At 67.5% G+C, this 26998-nt stretch carries 18 protein-coding genes; 8 read left to right on the top strand and 10 right to left on the bottom strand.

The window, feature by feature from the left end; all coding sequences use genetic code 11:
- Positions 1-130 precede the first annotated feature (130 nt).
- Both ACW18B_RS11530 and ACW18B_RS11525 read left to right on the top strand, forming a co-directional pair.
- A complete protein-coding gene (locus tag ACW18B_RS11530) occupies positions 131-3304 on the top strand; it encodes an efflux RND transporter permease subunit (RefSeq protein ID WP_492047192.1) in 3174 nt (1057 codons plus the stop codon).
- Between the two features lie 143 nt (positions 3305-3447).
- The gene (locus ACW18B_RS11525) at positions 3448-4857 is read left to right on the top strand and encodes an efflux transporter outer membrane subunit (protein WP_492047191.1); all 1410 of its coding nucleotides are present in this window, start codon (positions 3448-3450) and stop codon (positions 4855-4857) included.
- Positions 4858-4978: 121 nt separating this feature from the next.
- Here the strand turns inward: ACW18B_RS11525 and ACW18B_RS11520 are convergent, their stop codons facing one another.
- Positions 4979-5743 carry a helix-turn-helix domain-containing protein gene (locus tag ACW18B_RS11520; protein ID WP_492047190.1) on the bottom strand — a complete coding sequence of 255 codons (765 nt, stop codon included), beginning with the start codon at positions 5741-5743 and terminating at the stop codon, positions 4979-4981.
- Between the two features lie 183 nt (positions 5744-5926).
- Here ACW18B_RS11520 and ACW18B_RS11515 point away from each other — a divergent pair, with 183 nt between their 5' ends.
- On the top strand, positions 5927-8089 hold the full coding sequence (locus ACW18B_RS11515) for a marine proteobacterial sortase target protein (protein WP_492047189.1): 2163 nt from the start codon (positions 5927-5929) through the stop codon (positions 8087-8089).
- Positions 8086-8694 carry a class GN sortase gene (locus ACW18B_RS11510; RefSeq protein ID WP_492047188.1) on the top strand — a complete coding sequence of 203 codons (609 nt, stop codon included), beginning with the start codon at positions 8086-8088 and terminating at the stop codon, positions 8692-8694. Before ACW18B_RS11515 ends, ACW18B_RS11510 begins: the two co-directional genes overlap by 4 nt.
- Positions 8695-8813: 119 nt before the next feature.
- Here the strand turns inward: ACW18B_RS11510 and ACW18B_RS11505 are convergent, their stop codons facing one another.
- The 4 genes from ACW18B_RS11505 to ACW18B_RS11490 form a co-directional block, all read right to left on the bottom strand.
- Positions 8814-9605 (bottom strand): glutathione S-transferase family protein, encoded by a 792-nt coding sequence (locus ACW18B_RS11505; RefSeq protein WP_492047187.1) that lies wholly within the window; start codon positions 9603-9605, stop codon positions 8814-8816.
- A 130-nt stretch (positions 9606-9735) separates the two neighbouring features.
- Entirely contained in the window at positions 9736-12111 is a 2376-nt protein-coding gene (locus ACW18B_RS11500; protein ID WP_492047186.1) for a TonB-dependent receptor, read from the bottom strand.
- Between the two features lie 210 nt (positions 12112-12321).
- Positions 12322-12933, bottom strand: coding sequence for a glutathione S-transferase family protein (locus tag ACW18B_RS11495; RefSeq protein ID WP_492047185.1), 612 nt, complete (start codon positions 12931-12933; stop codon positions 12322-12324).
- A 117-nt stretch (positions 12934-13050) separates the two neighbouring features.
- Positions 13051-13647 carry a TetR/AcrR family transcriptional regulator gene (locus ACW18B_RS11490; RefSeq protein ID WP_492047184.1) on the bottom strand — a complete coding sequence of 199 codons (597 nt, stop codon included), beginning with the start codon at positions 13645-13647 and terminating at the stop codon, positions 13051-13053.
- A gap of 266 nt (positions 13648-13913) precedes the next feature.
- Here ACW18B_RS11490 and ACW18B_RS11485 point away from each other — a divergent pair, with 266 nt between their 5' ends.
- A complete protein-coding gene (locus ACW18B_RS11485; protein ID WP_492047183.1) occupies positions 13914-14951 on the top strand; it encodes an IS110 family RNA-guided transposase in 1038 nt (345 codons plus the stop codon).
- Positions 14952-15464: 513 nt separating this feature from the next.
- Entirely contained in the window at positions 15465-17060 is a 1596-nt protein-coding gene (locus tag ACW18B_RS11480) for an AbgT family transporter (RefSeq protein WP_492047182.1), read from the top strand.
- Between the two features lie 180 nt (positions 17061-17240).
- On the opposite strand, the gene ACW18B_RS11475 is transcribed toward ACW18B_RS11480, so the two are convergent.
- Genes ACW18B_RS11475 through kdpA form a run of 5 tightly spaced genes read right to left on the bottom strand, consistent with a single transcriptional unit; the run spans position 17241 to position 25063 of the window.
- Positions 17241-17933: a response regulator gene (locus tag ACW18B_RS11475; RefSeq protein ID WP_492047181.1), complete on the bottom strand. Its 693-nt coding sequence runs from the start codon at positions 17931-17933 to the stop codon at positions 17241-17243.
- Between the two features lie 7 nt (positions 17934-17940).
- Positions 17941-20634, bottom strand: coding sequence for a DUF4118 domain-containing protein (locus ACW18B_RS11470; RefSeq protein ID WP_492047180.1), 2694 nt, complete (start codon positions 20632-20634; stop codon positions 17941-17943).
- A gap of 4 nt (positions 20635-20638) precedes the next feature.
- The gene (gene kdpC / locus ACW18B_RS11465; protein ID WP_492047179.1) at positions 20639-21226 is read right to left on the bottom strand and encodes a potassium-transporting ATPase subunit KdpC; all 588 of its coding nucleotides are present in this window, start codon (positions 21224-21226) and stop codon (positions 20639-20641) included.
- 27 nt (positions 21227-21253) lie between these two features.
- Complete coding sequence (gene kdpB / locus ACW18B_RS11460; protein WP_492047178.1) at positions 21254-23323, bottom strand: potassium-transporting ATPase subunit KdpB; 2070 nt, start codon at positions 23321-23323, stop codon at positions 21254-21256.
- Positions 23324-23350: 27 nt separating this feature from the next.
- The gene (gene kdpA / locus ACW18B_RS11455) at positions 23351-25063 is read right to left on the bottom strand and encodes a potassium-transporting ATPase subunit KdpA (RefSeq protein ID WP_492047177.1); all 1713 of its coding nucleotides are present in this window, start codon (positions 25061-25063) and stop codon (positions 23351-23353) included.
- A 580-nt stretch (positions 25064-25643) separates the two neighbouring features.
- Here kdpA and ACW18B_RS11450 point away from each other — a divergent pair.
- Complete coding sequence (locus ACW18B_RS11450) at positions 25644-26303, top strand: alpha/beta hydrolase (RefSeq protein WP_492047176.1); 660 nt, start codon at positions 25644-25646, stop codon at positions 26301-26303.
- Positions 26304-26455: 152 nt separating this feature from the next.
- Complete coding sequence (locus ACW18B_RS11445; protein ID WP_492047175.1) at positions 26456-26905, top strand: GNAT family N-acetyltransferase; 450 nt, start codon at positions 26456-26458, stop codon at positions 26903-26905.
- Positions 26906-26998 lie beyond the last annotated feature (93 nt).

Here is a 26998-nt window from a genome sequence, read left to right as displayed (position 1 = left end):
GCGCCTCAGCATGTGGCGAGGCGGCGTTCAGGCCCGCCGACGCTTTCACCCCCTCCCCTACCCCTCCCCCATCAAGGGGGAGGGAACCCGTTCACGCTCCTCCCCCTGCCCGCCCGCAAAGGCGCCTCCCATGAATTTCTCCAAGTTCTTCGTGAGCAGACCGCGGTTCGCCGCTGTGCTCTCCATCGTCATCTTCATCGCCGGACTGGTGGCGCTGCCGCGCCTGCCGATCTCGGAATATCCTGAAGTGGTGCCGCCGACCGTGGTCGTGCGCGCCGCCTATCCCGGGGCCAACCCCGCCGTCATCGGCCAGACCGTCGCCGCGCCGCTGGAGCAGGCCATCAACGGCGTCGAGGGCATGCTCTACCAGTCGTCGCAATCGGCCGCCGACGGCGCGATGGTGCTGACCGTTACCTTCGCCCTCGGCACAGATCTCGATAAGGCCCAGGTGCAGGTGCAGAACCGGGTCGCCCAGGCCCTGCCCAAACTGCCCCAGGAGGTGCAGCGCATCGGCGTGACCACCGACAAGGCCTCGCCCGACCTGACCATGGTCGTGCACATGACCTCGCCGAACAATCGCTACGACATGCTGTATCTCAGCAACTACGCCCAGCTGAACATCAAGGACCGCATCAAGCGCGTCGACGGCGTGGGTGACGTGCAGATCTTCGGCGCCGGCGCCTATTCGATGCGGGTGTGGCTGGATCCGGAAAAGCTGGCCTCGATGAACATGACGGCCGGCGATGTGGTGAAGGCCCTGCGCGAGCAGAACGTCCAGGTGGCCGCCGGCCAGCTTGGCGCGCCGCCCACCGACATGGGCTCGGCCTTCCAGCTGTCGATCAACGCGCCGGGCCGCCTGACCGACGAGGAGCAGTTCCGCGACGTGATCATCCGCTCGGGCGACAACGGCGAAATCACCCACCTGGGCGACGTGGCCCGTGTGGAGCTGGGCGCCAACAACTACGCCCTGCGCAGCTTGCTCGACAACAAGTCGGCCGTGGCCATGCCGATCTTCCAGCGTCCCGGTTCGAACGCCCTGAAGATGGCGGCCGACATCAAGAAGACGATGCAGGCGCTCAAGAAGGACTTCCCCGAAGGCGTCGACTACGAGATCGTCTACGACACCACCGCCTTCGTCCACGAGAGTATCGACTCGGTGGTTCACACCCTGATCGAGGCCATCATCCTGGTGGTTCTGGTGGTGGTGCTGTTCCTGCAGGGCTGGCGCGCCTCGATCATTCCGCTGATCGCCGTGCCCGTCTCGCTGGTCGGCACCTTCGCGGTGCTGCTGATGCTGGGCTTTGGCCTCAACGCCCTGACCCTGTTTGGCCTGGTGCTGGCCATCGGCATCGTCGTCGATGACGCCATCGTCGTGGTCGAGAACGTCGAGCGCAACATCTCCAACGGGCTCGAACCGGCCGCGGCCACCCGCAAGGCCATGAGCGAGGTCACCGGACCGATCATCTCCACCGCCCTGGTGCTGTGCGCGGTGTTCATCCCGACCGCCTTCATCACCGGCCTGTCGGGCCAGTTCTATCGTCAGTTCGCCCTGACCATCGCCATCTCGACGGTGATCTCGGCCTTCAACTCCCTGACCCTGTCGCCGGCCCTGGCCGCGGTGCTGCTGCGCAGCCACGACGCGCCCAAGGACCGTTTCCAGAAAGCCATCGACGCGGGGCTGGGCTGGCTGTTCAACCCGTTCAACCGCTTCTTCGCCAGGGCGTCCAACGGCTACGTCAATGGCGTGGCCAAGAGCCTGGGCAAGTCGACCACCGGCCTGGTCATCTATGGCGTGCTGCTGATCCTGACGGTCTTCGCCTTCAGCAAGACCCCGGGCGGCTTCGTGCCGCAGCAGGACAAGGCCTATGTCGTCGCCGTCGTGCAACTGCCCGACGCGGCCTCACTGGACCGCACCGAAGCGGTCGTTCGGCAGATGGGCGACATCGCTTTGAAGGTCCCGGGCGTCAAGCACGCCATCGCCTTCCCCGGCCTGTCGGTGAACGGGCTGATCAACAGCCCCAATTCCGGCGCGATCTTCTTCGCCCTCGACGAGTTCAAGGACCGTCGCGGCAAGGCGGAGTCGGCCGGCGCCATCGTCGGCGCGCTGAACCAGAAGTTCGGCGCCATCCCCGACGCGCAGATCGCGGTGTTCCCGCCGCCTTCGGTTCAGGGTCTGGGCACCATCGGCGGCTTCCGCATGCAGATCGTCGACAAGGCGGGCCTGGGTTCGGACGAGCTCTACAAGGCTACCCAGAACCTGATGGACAAGGCCCGGCAGGACCCCGCCCTGACCGGTGTGTTCTCCAGCTATCAGGTCGGCGTGCCGAAGATCCAGGCCGACATCGACCGTGAAAAGGCCCGGGCCTCGGGCGTGTCGCTGACCGACCTGTTCGAGACCATGCAGGTCTATCTGGGCTCGCTGTACGTCAACGACTTCAACCGCTTTGGCCGCACCTATGAGGTCAATGTCCAGGCTGACCAGAAATTCCGCCTGCAGCCCGAACAGATGCTGCGCCTGCAGACCCGCAACAGTTCTGGCCAGATGATCCCACTGGGCAGCTTCGTCAGCTTCAAGGAGGCCACCGGCCCCGACCGCGAGAGCCACTATAACGGCATGCTGACCGCCGAGATCAACGGCGGTCCCTCGCCCGGCTTCTCGTCGGGCCAGGCCCAGAAGGCCCTCGAAGATCTGGCCAGGACAGAGCTGCCCAACGGCATGGGCTATGAGTGGACCGAGCTGACCTACCAGCAGATCCTGGCCGGCAATTCGGCGGTCTATATCTTCCCGCTGTGCGTGCTGCTGGCCTTCCTGGTGCTGGTCGCCCAGTACGAAAGCTGGACGCTGCCACTGGTGGTCATCCTGATCGTGCCGATGACCCTGCTGTCGGCTTTGGCCGGCGTGCTGCTGACCCACGGCGACAACAACATCTTCACCCAGATCGGGCTGATCGTGCTGGTGGGGCTGGCCTGCAAGAACGCCATCCTGATCGTCGAATTCGCCAAGGAGCGGGAGGAGCATGGCGACACGCCGCTGCAAGCGGTGCTGGAAGCCTGTCGCCTGCGCCTGCGGCCGATCCTGATGACCTCGATCGCCTTCATCATGGGCGTCTGGCCGCTGGTCGTCTCGCATGGCGCCGGGTCGGAAATGCGCAAGGCGATGGGCGTGGCGGTGTTCTCCGGCATGCTGGGCGTCACGGTCTTCGGCCTGGTGCTGACCCCGATCTTCTACTTCGTCATCCGTCGCAACGCCGCCCGCAAGGCGACGACGGCGACGCCTGTCGCGACCGCCGTGGAGGCGCACTGATGGACATGCTCGTTCAAACCTCGGCCCAAGGCTCCCGTCCTCCTCCGCATCGCGCGGGGGAGCCGGGCCCGGCCAAATTCAGCTCATTTGGGCCGCTGCACTTGGGTCGCCCGGCCAGGACCGGCAGGAAGGGATCAAGAGCCATGCTCGCCTTGAAAGCCATCCTCGTCGCCGGCGTCTCGATGCTCGCCGCCGCCTGCGCCGTGGGTCCCAACTACGAAACTCCGGCGACGCCGCCGGCGGTGTTCCAGAACGCCGCCGCCGACACCTTCACCGCCGCCACGCCCGAAGCCGACTGGTGGAAAAGCTTTGGCGATCCGGTGCTGGACAGCCTGGTCACCCAGGCCCTGGGCGACAATCTCGACATCCGCATCGCGGTCGCCCGGGTCGACGAGGCCCGCGCCCTGTTCAGGGACGCGCGTCTCGACCAGCTGCCCCGCCTCACCGCCAGCGGCGGCTATCAGAAGAGCGACCAGCAGCAGGCCGGTTCAGGCGGCGAACGGGTCGAGAGCGAGACCTATCAGGCCGGCTTCGACGCCGGCTGGGAGATTGATCTCTTCGGCCGCGTCCGTCGCGGCGTCGAAGCCGCCCGGGCCGAAAGCGGGGCGGCCAAGGCCGACCTGCGCGACGCCCAGGTGACCATCGCTGCGGAAGTGGCGCGCAACTACCTGGAACTGCGCGGCGCCCAGGCTCGCCTGGCGGTCGCCAACCGTAACCTGGGCGCCCAGCGCGAAACGGTGCGCCTGACCCGCGTCCGCTTCGACGCCGGGGCGGGCAGCCCGATCGATGTCGCCTCCGCCCAGGCGCGCCTGAGCGCCACCGAAGCGGTCATCCCGTCGCTGATCACCGCCGAAAAGATCGCGGGCCACCGCCTGGCGGTGCTGACTGGCCAACGCCCCGGCGCGCTGGACGCCCTGCTGGTCGCCCGCGAGACCGAGATCCGTCCCCGGGTCGCGGCCCTGCCGATCGGCGACGCCGCCGACCTGCTGCGCCGTCGGCCCGACGTGCAGGCCGCCGAGCGCCGGCTGGCCGCCCAGACCGCCAAGGTGGGGGTGGCCACGGCCGACCTCTTCCCGCGCGTCCGGGTGACGGGCTTTGTCGGCTTCCTGTCGGGATCGTCCTCGACGTTCGGCGACAGCGCCAGCCAGGCCTGGTCGGTCGCGCCCAGCGTCAGTTGGCCGGCCCTCGACCTCGGCGGCGCCCATGCGCGGCTGAAGGCGGCGCAGGCGCGGGGCGACGCCTCGCTGGCCGCCTACGACCAGACGGTGCTGCGGGCGCTGGAGGACCTGGAGAACGCGCTAGTCTCCTATCGTCAGCAACAAGCCCAGCTGAAGAGCCTGGCCGACCAGTCGGCGGCCTCGCGCCGCGCGGCCGAGCTGGCGCGCATCCAGTACAAGGAAGGCGGCATCGATTTCCTGGTGCTGCTGGACGCCGAGCGCACCTTGCTGGCGGCCGAAGACGCCCTCAGCGTCGCCGAGACCGGGGTCAACACCGATGTCGTCGCCGTCTACAAGGCCCTTGGAGGCGGCTGGACCTCGCCCCCCGCAGCCTGACGCGCCGCCGCCCCGTCGACGTTCAGGCTCGCGAAGCAGGGCGTCGACGGGGCCTGAAGCGGCGCGGCCAGGCTCAGAACAACCTGTTGCAGAATAGAGCCCTAGGGTGGCGACGCCCCCTCTACCCCGCGAAAAACCGCGCGAAACCCTTGTCCGTGACCCGCGCCAGGGTCGCGCGGTAGGCCTCGTAATGCGCGTCGCCGTCGGTAATCCTCCCGAACGCCGCGTCGGCGATCCGGCGTAAAGGAACGAAAGCGATCGGGGCGGCGGCCGGGGTCAGATGGCTGCCGTGACCGGCCTGCAAGGTGGTCAACATGCCGTACATCTCGCCGCCGATCACCGGCCGCCCCAGAATGACGAGCCGGAATTGCCCCTGCTCGTTGGTGATCAGATAGGTGTGACCCGACTGGTTGGACAGCGAGACCGCGCCCTTCTGGGTGAAGTCAGCGTCCTGTCGCGCCGCCTCGCGGAAGGCCAGGCTGGACGAGGCCTCGTCCCAGGCGATCTCGGTGCGATAGGCGTAGACGGCCTTGGGATCCTCGAACGACGGCCGCAGCGTCAGGTACTCACCCTCCAGCCAGGCCACCGCGGTGCGCGAATAGGACCCCAGAGACTCGGGGGCGAGACCCGGCGGCAGGGCCGAAGCGGCCGCGCGAACCGGGGCGCGTAGCGACGCCCCCAGCGCCTCCTCCAGCCGGATCGTGGTGGCCAGGGTGAAGGGCCTGCGACCCGCCAGCGCTTTTTCCAGCGTCGAGATACTGATCTTGGCCAGATCCGCCAGAGCCTGGCGCGAAAGCCGTCGGCGAGCCAGTTCCTCACGCACGCGCACGGCGATCGCCTGGCTCAGTTCGGTCGAGAGGTCGGCTTCCGCCTGGGCCAAGGTCACTGCATCAAGTCCCGACGAATCCGTACATTTCCGCACACTGCCGCACAGCTCGCGCCCCCGCAAGGCTTCCACCGGACGATCTGCACGGGTTCCTCACGAACAAGGCAAATCATGAGGCTCGCGACCGAGGCCGGGTGTGAAGACAAGAGAGATCTCTCGCTTTCGAGATGAGGAGATCTTCCCATGCCTGTTCCCGACGTCGGCGCGCCCCGTGGTTTGTTCCGGCCCCGCGTCCTTGCCCTGGCCGTGCTGGCCCTGCATCGCGGCGCGGCCGGACTGATGCTGATCCTGGCGGTGCTGGCGGCCCTGGTATTCTGCCAGAAGAGTTTCGCCGCCGAACCTGGCGGCGTGACCTCCGGCGCTCTGATGATGCGCGCCCATGACGCCAAGACGGGGGGCGGCGACGCCGTGGTCGAGGCCGTACGCCTGGGAACCGACATCGACATGACCGTCAGCGGCCTGACCGTGCGCACCCGCGTCACCCAGGCCTTTCGCAACGACACCGACCGCTGGGTGGAGGCGATCTATGTCTACCCGCTGCCCGACGACGGCGGGGTCGACACCCTGAAGATGGTGGTCGGAAACAAGGTCATCGTCGGCGAGATCAAGAAGAAGGCCGAGGCCCAGGCGATCTACGACGCGGCCAAGGCCCAGGGAAAGAAGGCCAGCCTGGTCGAGCAGGGCCGGCCCAACATGTTCACCAACTCAGTCGCCAATGTCGGTCCTGGCGAAACCGTGCTGGTGCAGATCGAGTACCAGGCCCCCGTCACGGTCTCGGCTGGCGACTATTCGCTGCGCGTGCCGCTGGTCGTGGCCCCGCGCTACACCGCACCGGGCGCGACGCCCGCCCCCGACGCCAAGGCCCCGATCGTCGATCCGCGCGTCCACGGCGCGATCAACCCGGTGACCATCACCGTCCACCTGCGCGCCGGCTTTCCCCTGGCCGACGTGGTCAGCGCAACCCACGGCCTGGACGTGCGCGACAAACGCGGCGGCAAGACGATCACCCTGGCCAAGGGCGAGGTCGCGGCCGATCGCGACTTCGTCCTGACGTGGCGCGCCGCGCCCCTGGCCACCCCGGCCGTCGGCCTGTTCCACGAGAAGGTGGCCGGCGAGCACTATGTGCTGGCCCAACTGACCCCGCCGATCACCGCCCGCGCGACGCCGCCCGCCCCGCGCGACATGGTGTTCGTGATCGATAATTCCGGCTCGATGGGCGGCGAGTCGATGCGGCAGGCCAAGGCCAGCCTGGCCTATGGCCTGGCCCATCTGAAGAGCGGCGACCGGTTCAATGTCGTGCGCTTCGACGACAGCCTGACGGTGCTGTTTCCCAGCGTGGTGACCGCCGACGCCACTCATATCGCCAAGGCCCAGAAGTTCGTCGCCGGGCTCGACGCCGATGGCGGCACCGAGATGGTCCCGGCCATGGCCGCCGCCCTCCGGGACGATCAAGCCGGCGAAAGCGGCAGGGTGCGCCAGGTGGTGTTCCTGACCGACGGCGCGATCGGCGACGAACAAGGCCTGTTCGACACCATCAGCGCCGGCCGCGGCCGCTCGCGTGTGTTCATGGTCGGCATCGGCTCGGCCCCCAACACCTACCTGATGAGCCGCGCCGCTGAACTGGGCCGGGGCAGCTTCACCCACATCGGCTCGACCGACGGCGTCGAGGAGGCCATGCGCCGACTGTTCGACAAGCTGGAAAGCCCGGTGGCCACCAACCTGACGGCCGTGTTCGAGGGGACCGACGCCGATCTCGCACCCTCGGTCTTGCCCGACCTCTATCGCGGCGAACCCGTCACCGTGGCGGCCAGGGTCGGCGCGATGAAAGGAACCCTGCGGATCAGCGGCGTGATCGACGGCAAGCCCTGGGAGACCCGGATTTCACTGAAGGACGCCGAGACCGGCAAGGGAATCTCCAAGCTTTGGGCGCGCCGCAAGGTGACCGACGCCGAGGTCGCCCGCAGCTTGGCCCAGATCACCGACGAAGAGGCTGACGCGCGGGTGCTGACGCTGGGCCTGGAGCACCAGCTGGTGACCCGTCAGACCAGCCTGGTGGCTGTGGACAAGACCCCTTCCCGCCCGGCCGGAACACCCCTGGCCCGCGCCGACCTGCCGCTGAACCTGCCGGCCGGCTGGGACTTCGACGTCCTGTTCGGCGGCGCCCGCCACCCGGGCGCGGACGGCGAGGCCGGCGCGGACGCCGACCGACAAGACGCCGGGCTGGACCTGCCGCAAACCGCGACCCAAGGTCCGATGCTGGTCATGATCGGCCTGGGCCTTCTGGCCCTGGGCGGCGCTCTGGGGGCCGGCGGCTGGATCCTGTCGGACCGGAGGAAGACGGCGTGAGCCGGATCACCATCCGCCTGGGAGCCGTCCGCCGGCGGCTCCCGTTCCTGGTCCCGGCGGCCGTGGTCATGGCCGTGGGACTGACGCTCTGCGGCCAGGGCCTGTGGGTCCCCGTCAAGGCGGTGCTGGCCCAGGCGTTGCTGGAGCGGGCCTTCGACCGGGCGCTCGCCACCGGCCAGCCGGTCAAGCCCTGGCCCTGGGCCGATACCTGGCCGATAGCCCGGATGACCTTCCCCCGCCTGCGCCGCTCCGTGATCGTGCTGAACAGCGCCAGCGGCCAGGCCCTGGCGTTCGGTCCTGGCCACGTGGCCGGCACGCCCGACGCCGGCGACCGGGGTACGGCGGTCTACGCCGCCCACCGCGACACCCATTTCGCCCTGCTGGGACAGGTGAAGCCGGGCGACGAAATCCAGGTGGACCGCATCGATGGCCGCCACGTCCGCTTCCGAATGGTCACAGCCCAGGTCGTTCGCTGGGACGCCTCGGGCGTGGACCCGCACGCTCCCGGCCACGCCCTGGCCCTGGCCACCTGCTGGCCACTGGACGCCAAGACCCACGGCCCGCTGCGTTATCTGGTGTGGGCCAAGCCCGTTGAACCGCTCTAAAGGCGGCTGGCCAGACAGGGATGACGCGATCCAATCGTGACCGGCTTGCGCCAAAGGCAGACTCTCGATGTCCGCTCGACCGCAGGCTTTCGTCTCTCGGTTTCGTCGAAACCCCCGAGCTATTTGGGTGACGGCGGCGTTTCGCGGGGACCTGAAGGAGCGTGTTGCGGCAAGCGCGGCAGGTTGCCGATCATGCCGTCGGGGCGCGCCTTGGCGAGCATGCGCTGATAGGCTGGCCGCGCCTCGATCCGGGCTTTCCAGTCCGCGACATTCGGGAACTGCGAGACCTCGACCAGATTCAGGCCCGTCGCCGCGTTGAGAGGGAACATCATCATGATGTCCGCACCAGAGAAGGCGGGACCACCGAACCAGGGATGCTGACCCAGGAAGTTCTCCGCAAACTGGACGACGGCCTCGGAGTCGACGAGGCGCGAGCGCTGCTTGGGCGGTTGGGCCATCCAGGCGCGGTAGTCAGAGAACAGACGCGCCGCCAAGCTGCCTTCGGCGAAGTGCATCCACATCAGGTAATCAGGATAGTCCCGGCTATCGAGCGCGGGCTGCAGCTTTCCAGGCGCGTGACGGTTCAGGATCAGCTCGATGATCGCGCCGGACTCGACCAGGACCTGATCGCCATATTTGACGGTCGGCGCCATGGGCACCACGGGGCTGAACTCGCGGATCAAGGCCATTGAGCCGGCCAGGTCACCGCGCTTGAACTTCAGCTCATAGGGCAGGCCCAGCTCCTCCATCAGCCAGACGATACGCTCGGAGCGGCGGCCTTCGAGGTGGTAGATCGTCACCGGCGGCATCGGCGCGGTGGGCTTGGCATTGGCCTTCGAGGCCATGAGCGGCGCGGCGGCCAGGCCGGCCAGTGCGCCCAGCGAGGCGCGACGTCCCATAAGCTGTTTCATGCGGCTCTCCTTTTGAGAGGGTGGCTCGGTTGAAGAAAAATGGGACGAGACGGGGGCTGTCCGCGCCGCTCGCTGGCGTGAACCGTCTCGTCCCCAGGGCGCCGATTGCAAGGGCGCGCGCGAGCTGGACCTAGAAGGCGACGTCGAGGGCGACCCCGACATGGCGCACCGAGTCCGGACTGAAATACTGGACGTAGCCGCCGGGATTGAGCCCTGTGACCGGCGACGGCGTGATCTGGGCGGCATAGCGCTTGTCGAGCAGGTTGCTGGCGTACAGCGCCACGCTCCAGGCCTTGTCCGGCGCCGAGACGCCCACACGTCCCCCCAGCAGGCCATAGGACTTCTGGATCGTCCCAGGATCGCCGCTGATCGAGTAGTTGATGTCGCTCTGCCAGTTCCAGTTGGCCTGGAAGAATCCGCGCAGATCCGACGTCAGATCGCGCTCATAGACCGCGCTGAGGCCATAGACCCACTCGGGAACGCCGGCGATGCTGAGGCCCTTGGCGTTGAAGAAGCCGTCCAGCGAGGTAGGCGAGGCCGGCGGGGCGCTGCAAGGGCCACCTTGGGCGATCTTGGGCTGGCCGAAATAGCACTGCACGCCGTTGAAGTCGGCGTAGCGGGCGTGGGTGTAGGCTGCGCCAGCCGTGAGGCTGAGCCCAGCCATCGGCCGCGCCATCAGATTGGCTTCGACGCCGCGCGTCTTGATCTGCCCAGCGTTGGTGATCCGCGACGAATAGGTGGCGCTGGTCAGATCGGAGACCTGGGCCTGGAAGTTCTTGATCGTGGTGCTGTAGACGTCGGCGTTGAGGATCAGGCGGCGATCCAGGAAAGCGGCCTTCATGCCGACCTCATAGCTGGTCGGGATTTCCGGCTGCACCCGCTGCTCGGCCGTGGCGTTGGCGGCGCTCAGGCCGCTGAAGCCCGGCCCCTTGTAGCCGCGCGACACCGTCGCATAGGCCATGATGTCGTCGCTGAAATTGTAGCGCGGACCGATCCGCCAGGAGGTGTTGGTGTTGTTGACGCCCTGGTGCAGCTCCAGGGTCACCGAGCCTGGGATATAGACCGCTCCGGGCGTCGGGGACCGATGATAGTCTAGGGTGATTTCGTCGCGCGTGACCCGCGCTCCGGCGATCAGGTCCAGCTTGGGCGTGATGTGCAGGCCAACCTGGCCAAAGCCGGCGAAGCTGGTGGAGTTGATGTCGTTATAGGTCGAGGTCTCGAAGATCGTCCCCAGCGGCGCGCCGGGAATGATGGGGATGGTCGCGCCGTTCGACGCCGGCACGATCCAGCTCAGTTGCCCGCGCTGACGGATCAGCGAAGAAGCCTTGGAGTGGTAGAGATAGAGGCCGACGACATAGTCAAAGCGCTCGCCAATCGGAGAGGTCAGACGTAGTTCCTGGCTGAGCCAGTCGGTCTTCCCGGCCCCGCCATTGACGTCGACATAGCTGACCGGCGTCAGGTCGCCGTCATAGAAGGCCTGGCGTTTGACGGAGCGATAGGCGCTGATCGAGGTCAGGGCCACGGCGCCGAGATCATAGTCGACCTGCAGCGTTCCGCCCTGGGCGGTCGACTTGCCTTCGGATGGACCATTGGCGGCGACCTGCAGGTTCTTGGGACCGGCGACAATGCCGTAGCGGGCATTGGTGACGGCCGGGGCGTAGCCCGGCGTGACCTTGCGCCAGGTCGAGGAGCAGCAGAAGGCGTCGTTGTCAGTGCGGTCGGCCGAGAAATAGACGGTCAGGTCGTCACGGGGCTTCCACAACAACTTCAGGGTCAGGGTGCTGACATCCTGCGGGTCGGTGAAGGCGTTGTCCTTGGCGACGTTGCGGATCAGGCCGTCGCGCTCGTTGTGCGTGGCCACCAGGCGCAAGGCCAGGGTGTCACCCAGGGCCACATTGCCGATCGCTTGCAGGACCTGCTCGCCACGCTCGCCGTACTGGACGTGAAGCTGGCCGCTGTTCTCGTTCAGCCTGGGCCGGTTGGTGATGAAGTGCACCAGACCCGCAGAGGCGTTCTTGCCAAACAGCATGCCCTGCGGGCCGCGCAGGATCTCGACCCGCTCGACATCGGCCAGGGTGGCCAGGCTGGCCGGATCGGCCAGCACCACGCCGTCGACGACGGTGGAGATGCTCTGCTCGATCCCAGCCGAGAAGCTGCTGGTGCCGACGCCGCGGATCGTCAGGCCCGAGGCGCTGCTGCTCAGGCTCTGCTTGAAGCGAACGCTCGGATCGATCAGCGACAGTTGCTGCGGCTGGGTGATGTTCATGGCCGCCAGCGCCTCGCCGCGCACCGCGGTGATGGCCAGGGGCACGTCCTGGACGTTCTCGGCCCGCTTCTGGGCGGTGACCATGATCTCGTCGACAGTAATCACGGAACTGGTGTTGGCGGACGGCTGGACCGTCTGGGCCCAGGCGGCGCTCGCGGACAACAGCACGGCAGCCCCAAAGGAGGCTCCCATCAGCAGCTCGGTCTTGAGGGCTCGCGACGGGCGCGGTTGGATGGACATGGCGCGTTCCTTCCTTGAGCCGCTGGGCGGCTTCTTTTGTGATCTGCGAGGGCGCAAGCCGCCGGCGTCCGCGCTCAAGGCGCGGTCGTCGAAGACGAGCGGCGAGTGCGGTGACTCACCGTCTGATGGGAACAGCGTCCGGGCCCGGAACACTTAAGTAACGCTACCGTCACTTATTGCGAATGGCAATGACTTTCGAACAGTTGTTCGTCAGGCTGCCGTGCTGGGCCGCTCGCCTATTCGCGCCAGCCATGCCGTAACCCGGCCGCAGTCCTCCGGGATCGCCACGCCGATGTTCTGGCCGAACTCGATCGTGGTCACGGCGATGATGTCGGCCATGCTGTAGGCGTCGCCGGCGATGAAGGCGCGATCGGCCATTTCGGTGTCCAGCCACCGGTAGACCCGGTCGGCATGAGCGCGGTTTGACTCGCCAAAGTCCTTGTACTGGGTCAGCAGGGCCGCGGTGAGCGGATGGGTGTGACGCCAGATGTGGGCGATCGGCATCATCAGTTGCAGCTCGATGCGCCGGATCCACATGTCGATCGTCGCCTGATCCTTGGGGGTGGTCCCAAACAGCGGCGGCTCGGGGTGCAACCCTTCCAGATAGCGGCAGATGCTGACGCTCTCGCTGAGAAATGAACCGTCGTCCAGCTCCAGCACGGGCACCTGACCCAGGGAGTTCTTCTCCATGAAGTCGCTGGCCTTGTGGGCGCGCTCGCGCAGCGGCACCCGCTCATGTTCCAGGGCAAGGCCCTTCTCGGCCAGAAAGATCCTGACCCGTCGCGGGTTGGGCGCAGGGTAGTCTTCGCCATAGAGCTTCATGTGATGGTGCCTCCCGGGCGGCGATCCCGCCGCGCGCGAGGTCTCGGCGCCTCACTCATTAAGTAACGATACCGTCACTTAATGAGTTGAGCAACCCACCATCCGCCGTCAGAGGCTCTAGGCCTTCGTGGCGACGCGGGGCTCGCCATACGTCTTGGCGAGAGCCTTGGCGCCGGCGACGACCGCCAGGGTGATGGCGTCGATCATGGCCTCATCGTCGCCGTCCCGCGCGTCCAGGGCGCCCGCCGTTCCAGCAACCATAAACCAGGCATATTGTTTGGCTTGGCGCGGTGGCAGGCCGAAGGCCTTCTGCAGACCCAGCGCCCAACCCTCGGCGTCCGCCTTGCGGTTGGTCCGCGCCCGCTCCGCCAGAGGGCCGCAGTCCCTCACCAGTCGCATGAAGAGTTCGCCCCGTTCGTCGGCGCGACGGCACCAGTATTTGAGAGCCCCGCGAACCCAATCCTCAAAGCTCGACCCGGGCCCGACCTCGGTGGCCAGGCGCTCGACATAGATCTGGGTCTCGCGATCAAAAAGCGCGGTCAGCAGATCGTCGCGATCGGTGAAATAGCGATAGCCAAGCGCCTTGGTCACGCCCGTTAGCTGGGCCACGCCATCCATGGTCACGGCGGCGACACCCTGCTCGATAACGATCTGGGCGGCCGCGTCGAGAAAGCGTTCGCGTCGTTCGGCGCCCTTCAGTCGTGTCTGCGTCATTATCGCTCGAGCTCCAGCCGCCTCCTATTGGCGCCGCAGCGCAAGAGATGGCAAGAGACATGGCCCAGCTTGAGCCGCCCCGCGGCACGACCTGTCGAGCCGCTCCCCGTCATTGCCTTGCGCCCTCGATATGGCTGTTCTCCCCGCGCCAAAGGCAGACCTTGGCCTGTTATAGAAACTAGATGGAGTGGATGGCTCCCGCTCCCGGCCTCAAAGGGCCAAAGTGGTTGCTGTCATAACAACCTGAGCATTGGGAGCCACCCGAGATGGAGATTACCACCGTTGGCCTCGACCTGGCCAAGAACGTCTTTCAGGTGCATGGGATCAGCAGTACGGGCGAGGTCGTCGTTCGTCGCGCGCTCAGAAGGGCGCAGGTGGTCCCGTTCTTCAGCAAGCTTGCGCCTTGCCTGGTGGGCATGGAGGCCTGCGGAACCAGCCATCATTGGGCGCGTGAGCTGAGCGGCTTAGGCCACGAGGTCCGGCTCATGCCGCCGGCCTACGTCAAGCCGTATGTGAAGCGTGGCAAGACTGACGCCAACGACGCGGAGGCGATCTGCGAAGCCGTGCAGCGCCCGACCATGCGCTTTGTATCGATCAAGACGCGCGAGCAGCAGGCGGCGCTTGCGCTTCATCGGACACGCGACCTCCTCGTGCGCCAGCGCACGCAGCTGGTGAACATGATCCGCGGCCTGCTGGGGGAGTTCGGCATCGAACTTCCAAAGGGGATCACCTACGCTCTGGCTTTCGTCCGCCGGGTGGTGGCCGGCGAAGCCCCGGACATCCCTCAGCTGGCCGCGAAGGTGATCGGCGCGTTGGCCGAACAGGCGCTGGAAGGTCAAGCCCGCATCCGCAAGCTCGAGCGTGAACTGCTGGCGTGGCATCGTTCCAGCGAGCTTTCTCAACGCATCGCGACCGTGCCGGGCGTGGGTCTTCTGGGCGCGACAGCGTTGGCGGCCACAGTGACGGATCCAGCGCAATTCCGATCGGGGCGGCAGTTCGCCGCGTGGCTGGGACTGACACCGTTGCAGAATTGCAGCGGCGGGAAGGAGCGGCTCGGGAGGATCTCCAAGATGGGCGATAAATACCTGCGAAGGCTGCTGATCAACGGCATGACCTCGATCATCGCCCGCAACGCCTATCGTCCTGGCCTGGCTGATGCACGGGTCACGGCTCTGCTCGCGCGCAAGCCGCTCCGCGTCGCGACCGTAGCGATGGCCAATCACAGCGCACGCGCGATCTGGGCGATTATGACGCGTGGTGAGAACTATCGCGCGCCGACGGCTCGGGAGGCCGTGGCCGTCTGAGCCCACGCGAGCGGCCCACACGAGGAATGAGTTGCGAGGACGATGTGAACTGATGGCGAGCCGGTCAGACCGGAGGCGAGGACAACCCACGGAAGGTCCAGGGCGTCATGGCCCGCAAAGCAGATAGGGACCTCGTCTGCGGAAACCATCATGGCCAGCGGCCGAAGCGCCGCGCGAACAGGTCGAACACAAGACTGCATCCGACTACTCCGCCGAACGTCACGTCACCCCTTGCAATGCGGGAGCCATCCACACAAGCCATCCACACAAGACCTTCCCAAGGTCGCACGTGGTGAAGTCAATCGACCCTTGGCTTGGGGCGGGTCGGGCCCACCAACGGAAACGGATTGGAGATGGCAGGCCTGTGACGAGCCGCCTGATCGACCCGGCCATAACAGAGCCGCCGAAAAGCGCCCAGGTCATGCGCCCCGCAAATGACCTGATACCCTACCGCAATGCAGTTGTACGGCTTGCCCCCTCCTGCGAGGCTCCCTCCAACGGGGAAGGGTTCCTATGACGACGGACGATACGCGCGGCCCGGCCGCACGCCGGGGCGCGCGCCTGCTTGATCGCATCGAGAAGATCGGCGACGCCCTCCCCGATCCGGTGTTCATCTTCGCCTTCTGCATCGCCATTCTGATGGTGATCTCGGTGATCGCCAGCACGGCCGGCTGGAGCGCGGTCAACCCCGTCACCGGCGCGCATCTGAAGACCCAGAGTCTGCTGTCAGAGGCCAATCTCTCCAGGCTGCTGGTCAACATGCCCGACACCCTGACCGGCTTCCCGCCGCTGGGTCTCGTACTGGTCGTTATGCTGGGCGCGGCGGTCGCTGAACGCACCGGCCTGTTCGGAGCCCTGCTGGGCGACGCGGTTCGAAAACTGCCGCGACGGTCCCTGACGCCCGCGATCTTCCTAATTGGCCTGATGTCGCACCACGCCGCGGACGCCGCCTATGTGGTGCTGATCCCGCTGTCGGCCCTTATCTATGCCGAGAGCGGCCGCCATCCGTTGGCCGGGATCGCCATCGCCTATGCCGGCATCTCGGGCGCCTTCGCGGGCAATATCCTGCCTGGGCAGTTCGACGTGCTGATCCTGGGAATCACTGAGCCGGCCGCCCGGCTGATCGATCCTGACTTCGTGATGAATCCGCTGGGGAACTGGTGGTTCACCCTGTCGATAGGGATCCTGTTCACGCCGATCGCCTGGTTCGTCACCGATCGCATCGTCGAGCCGCGCCTGGGCCCCTGGCGTCCGGATGAAGCCGCCGCCGCGCAGGCCGGGGTGACCCTGGACGAGCCGGGCGAGGCCGAGCGTCGCGGCCTGCGCCGCGCCGGCGTCGCCGCCCTGGTCATCATCGGTCTGTTCGCGGCCCTGACCCTGTGGCCCGGCTTTACCCCGCTGATTGACGAGACGGCGGTCGGGCCGCGTCGGATGACACCCTTCTACCAAGCCCTGATCGCCGCCTTCATGCTGCTGTTCCTGGCCAGTGGCTGGGCGTTCGGTTCGGCGACCGGCGCGATCAAGAGCCACCGCGACGTGGTCTCGATGATGGGCCAGGGCATGAAGGACATGGCCCCCTATCTGGTGCTGGCCTTCTTTGCCGCCCACTTCGTGGCGATGTTCAGTTGGTCCAAGCTGGGGCCGGTCCTGGCGGTCAAGGGCGCCGAGATGCTGCAAGACGTCGGACTGCCCAAGCCGGCCCTGCTGGTTTCGCTGCTGGCCATGTCGTCAGGGCTGGACCTGGTGATCGGCTCCGCCTCGGCCAAGTGGAGCGCCATGGCGCCGGTGGTGGTGCCAATGATGATGCTGCTGGGGATCTCGCCGGAGATGACCACCGCCGCCTATCGGATGGGCGACTCGATCTTCAACATCGTCACGCCCCTGGCCTCGAATTTTCCGCTGGTGTTGATCCTCTGCCAGCGCTGGCGACCGAAATTTGGCGTCGGCTCGATGATCGCACTCATGTTGCCCTATTGCCTGGGCTTCATGGCCGGCGGGGTGTTGCTGGTGATGGTTTTCGTGGGCTTCAAGCTGCCGGTCGGACCAGGAGCCCCAGGCGTCTACACCTTGCCCCCCGTCGCGAGCGCGCCGATAAGACCGTGGGCGTGATGCTGATGACCCGCTTAGCCTGCGACATCGCCCCACCCAGCAGCATGAGGACGTTGCTCGCTCGTAGTCTTGGATTCGCTCAAACGCGCCAGGAGCAGAGATAATGATCACGGCCCAATGCGGGCCTTTAGAGGTTGTGATCTATTCTCAGCCCTGTTTGCGCCTGCTGTTCCCTGCCGTTCAATCCACGCTGAAGCGATAGCCGACCCCGGGCTCAGTTTCGATGATCTTCGGGCGGGCGGGATCGAGCTCAAGCTTTTGGCGCAACTGGCCAATGAAGACGCGAAGATACTGGGTGTCCGCCGCGTGGGCGGGCCCCCAGATTGCGACCAGCAAGTCCCTGTGGGTCAGCAGTTTTCCATGGCCGCGCGCCAGCCGGGCCAGAAGCTCATATTCCTTGGGCGAGAGCTTCACGATCTCGCCGGCTCGGGTGACGCGATGCATGTCCAGATCAATCTCGACCTCGCCGGATCGGATGGGACCTTGCGGCGCCTTGGCCGATGCGCGCTGGCGTAGCGCGGCGCGCAGGCGCGCCAGCAGTTCGCCGACGCCGAACGGCTTTTCCAGATAGTCGTTGGCCCCGTGATCCAGGGCCTGGATCTTCTCGGCCTCGCGATCGCGGGCCGACAGGATCAGGATCGGACCATCGTAGAAATCGCGGGCCCGGATCAGCACGTCCTTGCCGTCCATGTCAGGCAGACCAAGGTCCAGCACCACGGCGTCGGGCGACCACAGCGCGATGCCGCGCAGGCCCTCCTGACCGCTGCCGGCGCGCAGCGGCTCGTAACCGGCCGCGTCCAGCGCCGGACCCAGGAAGCGATGGATCTGGGGCTCGTCGTCGATGACCAGGATGCGGGGGCGCGAAACACTCATGGCGTCGTCATAGCAGGTGATGGGGCGTGGCGACCGCCTTGGGCAGACTGATCAGGATCCGTGTCCCCTTGCCGTCATGAATGGGACTGGCGGCGGCGATGCGTCCGCCCATGGCGTCGATGAAGCCCTTGGCGATCGACAGGCCAAGGCCCGCGCCCTGGGTTCGGTCGGTCGGCTCCTCCATGCGGCGGAACTTCTCGAAAACACCTTCCAGTTCGGCGGTTGGAATGCCGCGCCCCTCGTCCTCGATGCTGATCACGACATTGCCCTGGTCCTCATAGGCGGCCATCTCGATCCGGGTGCCCGGGGCGCTGTAGGCGATGGCGTTTTCCAGGATGTTGACGATCGCCTGTTCCAGCAGCCCGCCATCGATGCGCACGAGGCTGAGCTCCGGCGGATAGTCGCGGGTCAAGGCCCGCTCGCCCAAGCGACGCGCGACGCGGTCGGCCGCCGCGCCCAGCACGTCGCGCACGTCGGTCCAGTCGGTGCGAAGCCGCAAGGCGCCGCCTTCCAGACGCGTCATGTCCAGAAGATTGCCGACATAGCGGTTGAGCCGTTCGGCCTCCTCGCGAATGCTGAGGGTCAGGTCGTCGCGCACCGCCAGGCTCAGGGTCTTGCCGTAGTCGATCAGCGTGGTGGACGCGCCCAGCACGGTCGACAGCGGCGTGCGCAGATCGTGGCTGATCGAGTTCAGCAAGGCCGACCGGAAGCGATCAGCGCGGCGCAGGGTTTCTGTTTCGACGGCCTCGGTCGCCAGTTCGGCGCGCTCCAGCGCCACGGCCCCCTGCTCCAACAGCGCCAGGACCAGCCGCTCGGTGTCGGACCCCGGGATCATCGCGCCGGCCTCGACCCCGGCCACCCCGGCCCTGGAGCGCACGCCGTCCAGGGGCCAGAAGGTCCAGCGGGTCTGCGGAAGGGTGCCTGTGCCAAAGCCGGCCGGTTCGCCCTTTTCCCACGCCCAGCGGGCGGCGGCCATGCCTGCGGCGTCGAGGGATTCCAGTGTCGGCGCGCCCGCTGCGGCTTCAAGCTCGCCATGGCGGGGTAACAGCACCATCGCCCTGGCGCCGGCCGCGGCGGCGGCCTGTTCGGCGATGGCCCGCGCGGCGGCGTCGCGACCGGCGGCCGCCGAAAAGGTGCGGCTGGCGGCCAGCAGGGCCGAGACCGCCGAGGCCCGGCGCTGGGCGTCCAGACCCTGGTCGCGCACCCGCCCCGCCAGTCCGCCCGCCGCCAGCGCCACGGCCCAGAAGACGATCAGGGTCAGGAAGTCGATCGGCGCGCCGATCGCGAAGCTGTGCCGGGGCTCGAGGAACAGGTAGTTATAGACGAGGAAGGCCAGGGTCGCCGCCGCCAGGGCCGGCTTCAGCCCGTGCAGCACCCCGGCCGCCAACACGGCGGCCAGGAAGATCATCCCCAGGTCGACCCGGTCGAACGCCACATCCAGCCCCCAGGCGGCCAGGGTGGCCAGGACGACGCAGGCTGCGCTGACGACATAGCCGGTCCACGGCGTCGCGGGGCGCGATCGGGGCGGTTCGACAACCGTCTCGTGGGCGGCCTCGGTCACGACATGGATCGCCGCGCCCCGCGCCTCGCGCAGCAGGGCCGCGGCCAGGGACTTGCCCAGCATCTCGCGCCAGCGGCTGTCGGCCGACTTGCCGATGACGATCTGGGTGACGTTGTTGCGCCGGGCATAGGCCATCACCGTGGCCACGACGTCCGCGCCGCTCAGCACCACGGTGGACCCGCCCAGCTGTTCGGCCAGCTTGAGGGCGTCATTGGCGCGCGCGGCGGCGGCCAGACCGGGCGGCGGTCGGTCGGGCCGATCGACATGGGCGACGGTCCAGGGCGCGTCCATCATCATGTCCGCCAGGCGCCGGCCGGTCCGCACCAGCCCGCCGGCCATGGCGTCGCCGCCGATCAGGACCAGGATCCGCTCGCCGGCCGCCCAGGGGCCCTCGACACCCTTCTCGCGCATGGCGGCGACCAGCTGGTCGTCCACGGTCTGGGCCGCCCGCCGCAAGGCCAGCTCGCGCAAGGCGGTGAGATTCTCGACCTTGAAGAAGTTCTCGGACGCCAGGCGCGCGGTCTCGGGCACATAGACCTTGCCCGCCGCCATCCGTTCGCGAAGTTCCTCCGGCGTGATGTCGACGACCTCGATGTCATCGGCCCGGGACAGCGCGCTGTCGGGCACCGTCTCACGCTGCCGAACGCCCGTGATGCGCAGCACCACATCGACCAGACTTTCCAGATGCTGGACGTTCAGGGTCGTCCAGACATCGATCCCCGCCGCCAGGATCTCCTCGACGTCCTGCCAGCGCTTGGTGTGGCGCGAGCCCTGGGCGTTGGAATGGGCGTATTCGTCGACCAGCAGCAGCTTGGGTTTGCGGGCCAGGGCGGCGTCGAGATCGAACTCCATCACCACCCGCTCGCGATGGTCGATCGGCTTGCGGGCCAGCACCTCCATGTCGCGCAGCAGGCTCTCGGTCTCGCGACGGCCGTGAGTCTCGACCAGACCGACAACCACGTCCTGGCCCTGGGCTTTCCGGCGCCGGGCGGCGCGCAGCATCTCGTAAGTCTTGCCCACGCCGGGGGCCATGCCCAGAAACACCTTCAGGCGCCCCCGGCTCGCCTTGTTGGCGGCGGCCAGGAGCGCCTCGGGGTCGGGTCGACCCGGTTCGGGATAGGGACGTTCGTCGGCCGCCAAGCGTCTAGCCCGGCGCGCGGGCGTCGAGCGCCCGGTTGACCGCCAGCACATTGACGCGCGGCTGGCCGATGAAGCCCAGCAGGCGGCCCTGGACATGGGCGTCGATCACCGCCTGAACGTCGCCGCTGTCCAGGCCGCGCGCCTTGGCGATCCGGGCGGCCTGCAGCTGGGCGTAGGCCGGCGAGATGTCCGGATCCAGGCCCGATCCCGACGTCGTCACCGCATCGGCGGGGATGACCGCGCCCGGGTGTTCGGCCCGCAGGGCGTCGGCGTCGGCCTTGACCCGCTCGGCCAGGGCCGGGTTCATCGGGCCCATGTTCGAGCCGCTGGAGGCCGAGGCGTCATAGCCCGCGCCGGCCGCCGAAGGGCGGGGATGCAGATACTGCGGCGCGGCGAAGGCCTGACCGATCAGGGCCGAGCCGACGACGGTTCCCCTGGCGTCCCGCACCAGGCTGCCATTGGCCTGGTAGGGGAAAGCCGCCTGGGCGACGCTGGTGACGGCCAACGGATAGGCCAGGCCCAGCAGGGCGGTGAAGAGGCCCATCGTAACCAGGGCCGGCTTTACGTGAGCAAGAAGGGGTTGGGAGAGCATGAGGGGTGAATCTCCGAAGGTTGCAGCTTAGGCCAAGCCGAGGGCGGATACGATCATGTCGATCAGCTTGATGCCGACGAACGGCGCGATCAGTCCGCCCAGGCCGTAGATCAGCAGGTTGCGCGACAGCAGCTTGCCGGCGCCGACGGCGCGATATTTCACGCCCTTCAGCGCCAGCGGGATCAGGGCGACGATCACCAGGGCGTTGAAGATCACCGCCGAGAGAATGGCGCTCTGCGGGCTGTGCAGCCGCATCACGTTCATCGCGCCCAGCGCCGGCAGCGAGACCACGAACATCGCCGGGATGATGGCGAAGTACTTGGCCACGTCGTTGGCGATCGAGAAGGTGGTCAGGGCGCCGCGCGTGATCAGCATCTGCTTGCCGACCTCGACGATCTCGATGACCTTGGTGGGGTCGCTGTCCAGATCGACCATGTTGCCGGCCTCGCGGGCGGCCTGGGCGCCGGTCTGCATGGCCACCCCGACATCGGCCTGCGCCAGAGCAGGCGCGTCATTGGCGCCGTCGCCGCACATGGCGACCAGTCGCCCCCGGCCCTGCTCCTCGCGGATCAGCCGCAGCTTGTCCTCGGGCGTCGCCTCGGCCAGAAAGTCGTCGACCCCGGCCTCCGACGCGATGGCGGCGGCGGTCACCGGGTTGTCGCCGGTGATCATCACCGTGCGCAGACCCATGCGCCGCAGGTCGGCGAAGCGCTCCTTGACGCCGGGCTTGACCACGTCCTTGAGGTGGATGACCCCCACCAGGACGCCGTTCTCGCTGACCGCCAGCGGGGTGCCGCCCGAGCGGGCGATGCGGTCCACGGCGGCGCTGACCTCGGCCGGGATCTGACGGGGCTCCAGCGCCAGACTGCGATAGACCGCGTCCACCGCCCCCTTGCGCCATGACAGGCCGCCCGCGTCCAGGCCCGACTGGCGGGTCATGGCGCTGAACGGGATCGACGTCGCGCCGGCCGGAACCTCGACGACCACGCCCTGACTTCTGCCCAGCTCGACGATGGAGCGGCCTTCCGGGGTCTCGTCGGCCAGCGAGGCGCTGACGGCGGCGCGCAGGGCGGCGTCGGGGCGCACGCCGGGCGCAGCGATCACCTCCGTGGCCATGCGGTTGCCGAAGGTGATGGTGCCGGTCTTGTCCAGCAGCAGGGTGTCGACGTCTCCGGCCGCCTCCACCGCCCGCCCCGAGGTGGCCAGCACATTGACCTTCAGCAGCCGGTCCATGCCGGCGATGCCGACGGCGCTGAGCAGGCCGCCGATGGTGGTCGGGATGAGCGTGATGAACAGCGCGCCCAGCACCAGCGGATCCAGCGCCACGCCCGAGAACTTGCCCAGGCCCAGCAGGGAGACCACGGCGATCAGGAAGATCAGGGTCAGGCCGGCCAGCAACACCGCCAGGGCGATTTCATTGGGCGTCTTGCGCCGATCGGCGCCCTCGACCATGGCGATCATCCGGTCGAGGAAGGTGTTGCCCGCCTCGGCGGTGACCCGCACCTTGATCCAGTCGCTGACCACGGTGGTGCCACCGGTGACGGCCGAGCGATCGCCGCCGCTCTCGCGGATTACCGGGGCGCTTTCACCGGTGATGGCGGCCTCGTTGACGCTGGCCATGCCTTCGATGATCTCGCCGTCGGTGGGGACGACGTCACCGGCCTCGATCAGGATGATCTCGCCGACTCCCAGCTTGTGAGCGGGGGTCGGGACGATCAGGCCGGTCTTCTCGTCGACGATCAGCTTGGCCTTGGTGGTGACGCGGGTCGCGCGCAGGCTGTCGGCCGCCGCCTTGCCGCGGCCCTCGGCGACGCTTTCCGCCAGATTGGCGAACAGTACGGTCGCCCAGAGCCAGCCGGCGATCTGGATCGCGAAGCCCGCCGGTTGATGATCGGCAATCGCCGCGACCGCCGAAACGGTCGACAGCAGGGCCACGATCCAGGTGGTGAAGATCACCGGATTGTTGGTCAGTCGGCGGGGGTCCAGCTTGACGAAGGCGTCCTTGGTCGCCCGCAGCAGGACGCTGGAAGACAGGCCGCCGGCCAGAGAGGCCGACGGGCGCCGGTCCTCACCGATGGAAGGGTCTAGGGTGGTCATGTCAAATCGCCTTTGCGATCGGATGTGTCAGTGGACGGCGGCGACGGCGGCGAGCGCCTGGAAGTGCTCGACGATCGGCCCCAGCGCCAAGGCGGGGAAAAATTGCAGGCCGCCGAGGATCAGGATCACCCCGATCAGGAGGCCGATGAACAGGCCGCCATGGGTCGGCAGAGTCCCGACCGACTGCGCCAGCTTGGGCTTGGCGGCCAGACCGCCGGCGATGGCCAGAACCGCGATGAGCGGAACGAAGCGCCCCAGCATCATCGAGATCCCCAGGGTGGTGTTCCACCACGGCGCGTTGGCGCTCAGTCCGCCAAACGCCGAGCCGTTGTTGGCCGTGGCCGAGGTGTAGCCATAGAGGATCTCCGACAGGCCGTGCGGCCCGACGTGCATCAGCCCTTTCAGCGCCTCGGGAAGCACTGCCGCGATCGCCGAGAAGCCCAGCATCGACAGCGGCACGATCAGCACGGCCAGCATGGCCAGCTGGATCTCGCGAGCCTCGACCTTCTTGCCCAGATATTCGGGCGTGCGACCCACCATCAGCCCGGCGACGAACACCGCCAGCAGGGCCATGACCACCATGATGGCGATCCCCGAGCCGATGCCGCCGGGCAGGATCTCGCCCAGCTGCATCAGGAACATCGCCACCGCGCCGCCCAGCGGCATCAGGCTGGAATGCATGCCATTGACCGAGCCGTTGGAGGCGCCCGTGGTCATGGCCGCCCAGACGGCGGTGGCCGGCGCGCCGAAGCGAACCTCCTTGCCTTCCAGATTGGCGGAAGCGTCGACATGGGCGGCGACCAGAGCCGGAGCCGGCTGGGTTTCGGCGGCGTAGACCGCCGCCGCGCCCACCGACAGCAGGATCATGGCCGAGACCACCAGGGCGCGGACATCCTTGCGGGCCAGGGCCGAACGGCCGAAGGCGAAGAAGGCGGCCCAGCCCAGCATGTTGATCGACACCGCCGTGATCAGGTCGGTCAGCGGCGTCGGGTTCTCGAATGGATGGGCCGAGTTGGCGTTGAACACGCCGCCGCCGTTGATGCCCAGTTGCTTGATGGCTTCCTGGCTGGCGACCGCGAACAGCGCGATCTTCTGCGGCGCGCCCTCCACGGTGGTGGCGTCGACGGCGCTGACCAGGGTCTGGGGCAGGCCCAGGGCGACCAGCACGATCGACAGCACGATCGACAGCGGCAGCAGCACATACAGTGTGGTGCGCACCAGATCGGCCCAGAAATTGCCGACTCCCTCGCCGCGATTGGCGATGAAGGCCCGCGCCAGGGCGGCGGCGATGGTCGCGCCGGTGGCGGCCGAAACGAAGTTCTGGACCGTCAGAACCATCATCTGGCTCAGCGTCGACATCGTGGTCTCGCCGCCATAGCTCTGCCAGTTGGTGTTGGTCACAAAGCTGGCGGCGACGTTGAACGCCAGGTGCGGCGAGAGGCCGGCGAACCCCTGCGGATTCAACGGCAGCAAGCCCTGCAGACGCAGCACGGCATAGCCCAGCCCAAAGCCCACGGCGTTGAAGGCCAGCAGCGCCAGGGCGTAGCCGTGCCAGGCCTGGCTCTTCTTCGGGTCGATGCCGCCAGCCGCGTAGAACAGGGCCTCAACGGGCTTGAGCACCGGGTCCAGCCAGGTGCGTTCGCCGTTCCAGACCCGTGACATATAGACCCCCAGCGGCCAGGCGATCGCGACCGCCAGGCCCAGGGTCAGGGCGATCTCCGCCCATCCTTGCCAATTCATGAAATGTGATCCGTCAGAACTTGTCGGGTCGCAGCAGGGCCGCGACCATATAGGCCGCGACGACGATCGCCCCGGCTCCCCACAGCACGCTCACCAGCATGGTCAGACGCGCCTCAACGCCATGGCGAAGGCGGCGAAAGCCAGAAATAGCCCCCGCCGAGCGCCAGAAAAATCAGGTCAGCCATTCGCCGCCTCCATTCGGATAGGCGGCTTGAAGACCACGGCGGCGCGTAAGCTCGCCATGCGGAAAAGACAGCCACGCATAAGGGCAGCGTAAAGATGGCCAGGACCGGCAACCGCCAATGGAGCAGAAGTTTGGATTGCTTCAGGAAACGGACCTTCGGACACAGTGCGAAGGTCCGCCTGCTGTCGTCGCGCGCCCTTCCGATCGAGGCCGATATCAACGGCCAAATCGACTCGTCGTACCCCGGTGTAGAAAGACAGGGGATCGGCGGGTTCGCGCCAAGCCCAACGGTCGAAAAGGATCCTGGCGCTCCCGGTGAAGTCTCGGCGCGCGACGCAGCCGCGCCCACGCGGCTATCAGGAGCACCGCACCCAAACCCTACCGCCAGGAGCCGCCATGACCCAGATCCCCACGCTTGACGGTCCAAGCGCGTCGCCGATCTCGGGCGGCCCGGCCAAATCCCTGGTGATTTTCCTGCACGGCTACGGATCGAACGGCGCGGACCTGATCGATCTGGCGCCCTACTGGGCAGCGGCCCTGCCCGACACACTGTTCCTTGCGCCCGACGCGCCTCAGCCCTGCGACGGCGTTCCGTACGGTCGACAATGGTGGCCGCTGACCAGCCTGACGCCTGCGGCGCGCGCGGCGGGCGTCCGCGTCTCGGCCCCGGCGCTGAACGCCTATATCGACACCCAGCTCGCCACCCATGGCCTCAGCGAAGACAACCTGGCTCTGGTGGGGTTCAGCCAGGGCACGATGATGGCGCTGCATGTCGGGCCGCGCCGGGTCAAGGCCCTGGCCGGCGTCATCGGCTTCTCCGGCATGCTGGCCGACCCAGGCGCACTGGCCGCCGAGGTCGTGACCAAGCCACCAATTCTACTCGTCCACGGCGACCGCGACGACGTCCTGCCCGTCGAAGCTCTGCATCAAGCCGAAGCCCAGCTCAAAGACCTGGACTTCGACGTCGCATCCCACGTTTCGTCAGGCCTTAGCCACAGCATCGATGAGCCAGGCCTGCAGCTCGGCGCGCGCTTCCTGATCAAGCGCCTCACCTGACACGCAAGCCTCCGTTCACGACCTTGATGTCGGTCTGAGGCGTTGCGCCAGTCGAGAACCCTGGTCTGCTTCCAACAGGCAAACAGACGTTCTATGGCTTCGGGGTAAGCGGCCATAACCGCCATCTCGCGTGACGGGGAGACACAATCGCCATGTCGAGCCGCTACGGCCTGTCCATTCGAGCCGCCGACAATGGCGACGTGGACGGATTGGCCGAACTGCTCAAAACAGCGGGCCTAACCCTTGCCAGGGACAAACTTGCCCTGCGCCTGAGGGCCATTCAGGATCAACCCGGCGTCCTGCTCATCGCCGACGAATGGGGCCCGCCGTCGGGCGTCATCGCGGCGCATTGGCATTCGGTTCTCACGGCCGACCTGAAGGTGGGGTGGATCTCCACCCTCCTCGTCGATCCAGACCGGCGTCGAAACGGGGTCGCGCGCCTGCTTCTCAAGGCAGCCTCCCAGGCCGCCCGCTCTGCGGGGTGCGGCGAGCTTGTGGTTCACCCGCCGATCGGGCCCGGCGACCTGCGCGCATTTTGTCTGGCCACGGGTTTTGTCGAAAGCGGCGAGGTTTTCGCCCGGGCTCTAAGAAAGCGCTGCTGAGCGCCAAAGGCGCACCTTGGAACTCCTCCGACTTCCAGACCCTCAGATCCTGGGCGGATGGCGGCGCAAGACTCGGTGCTCGCCAGCGGCCCC

The sequence above is a fragment of the Caulobacter sp. FV2ps19 genome, assembly GCF_058681035.1.
The sequence above is the reverse complement of the archived record's forward strand: the minus strand, read 5'-3'. Positions and strand labels throughout refer to the sequence as shown.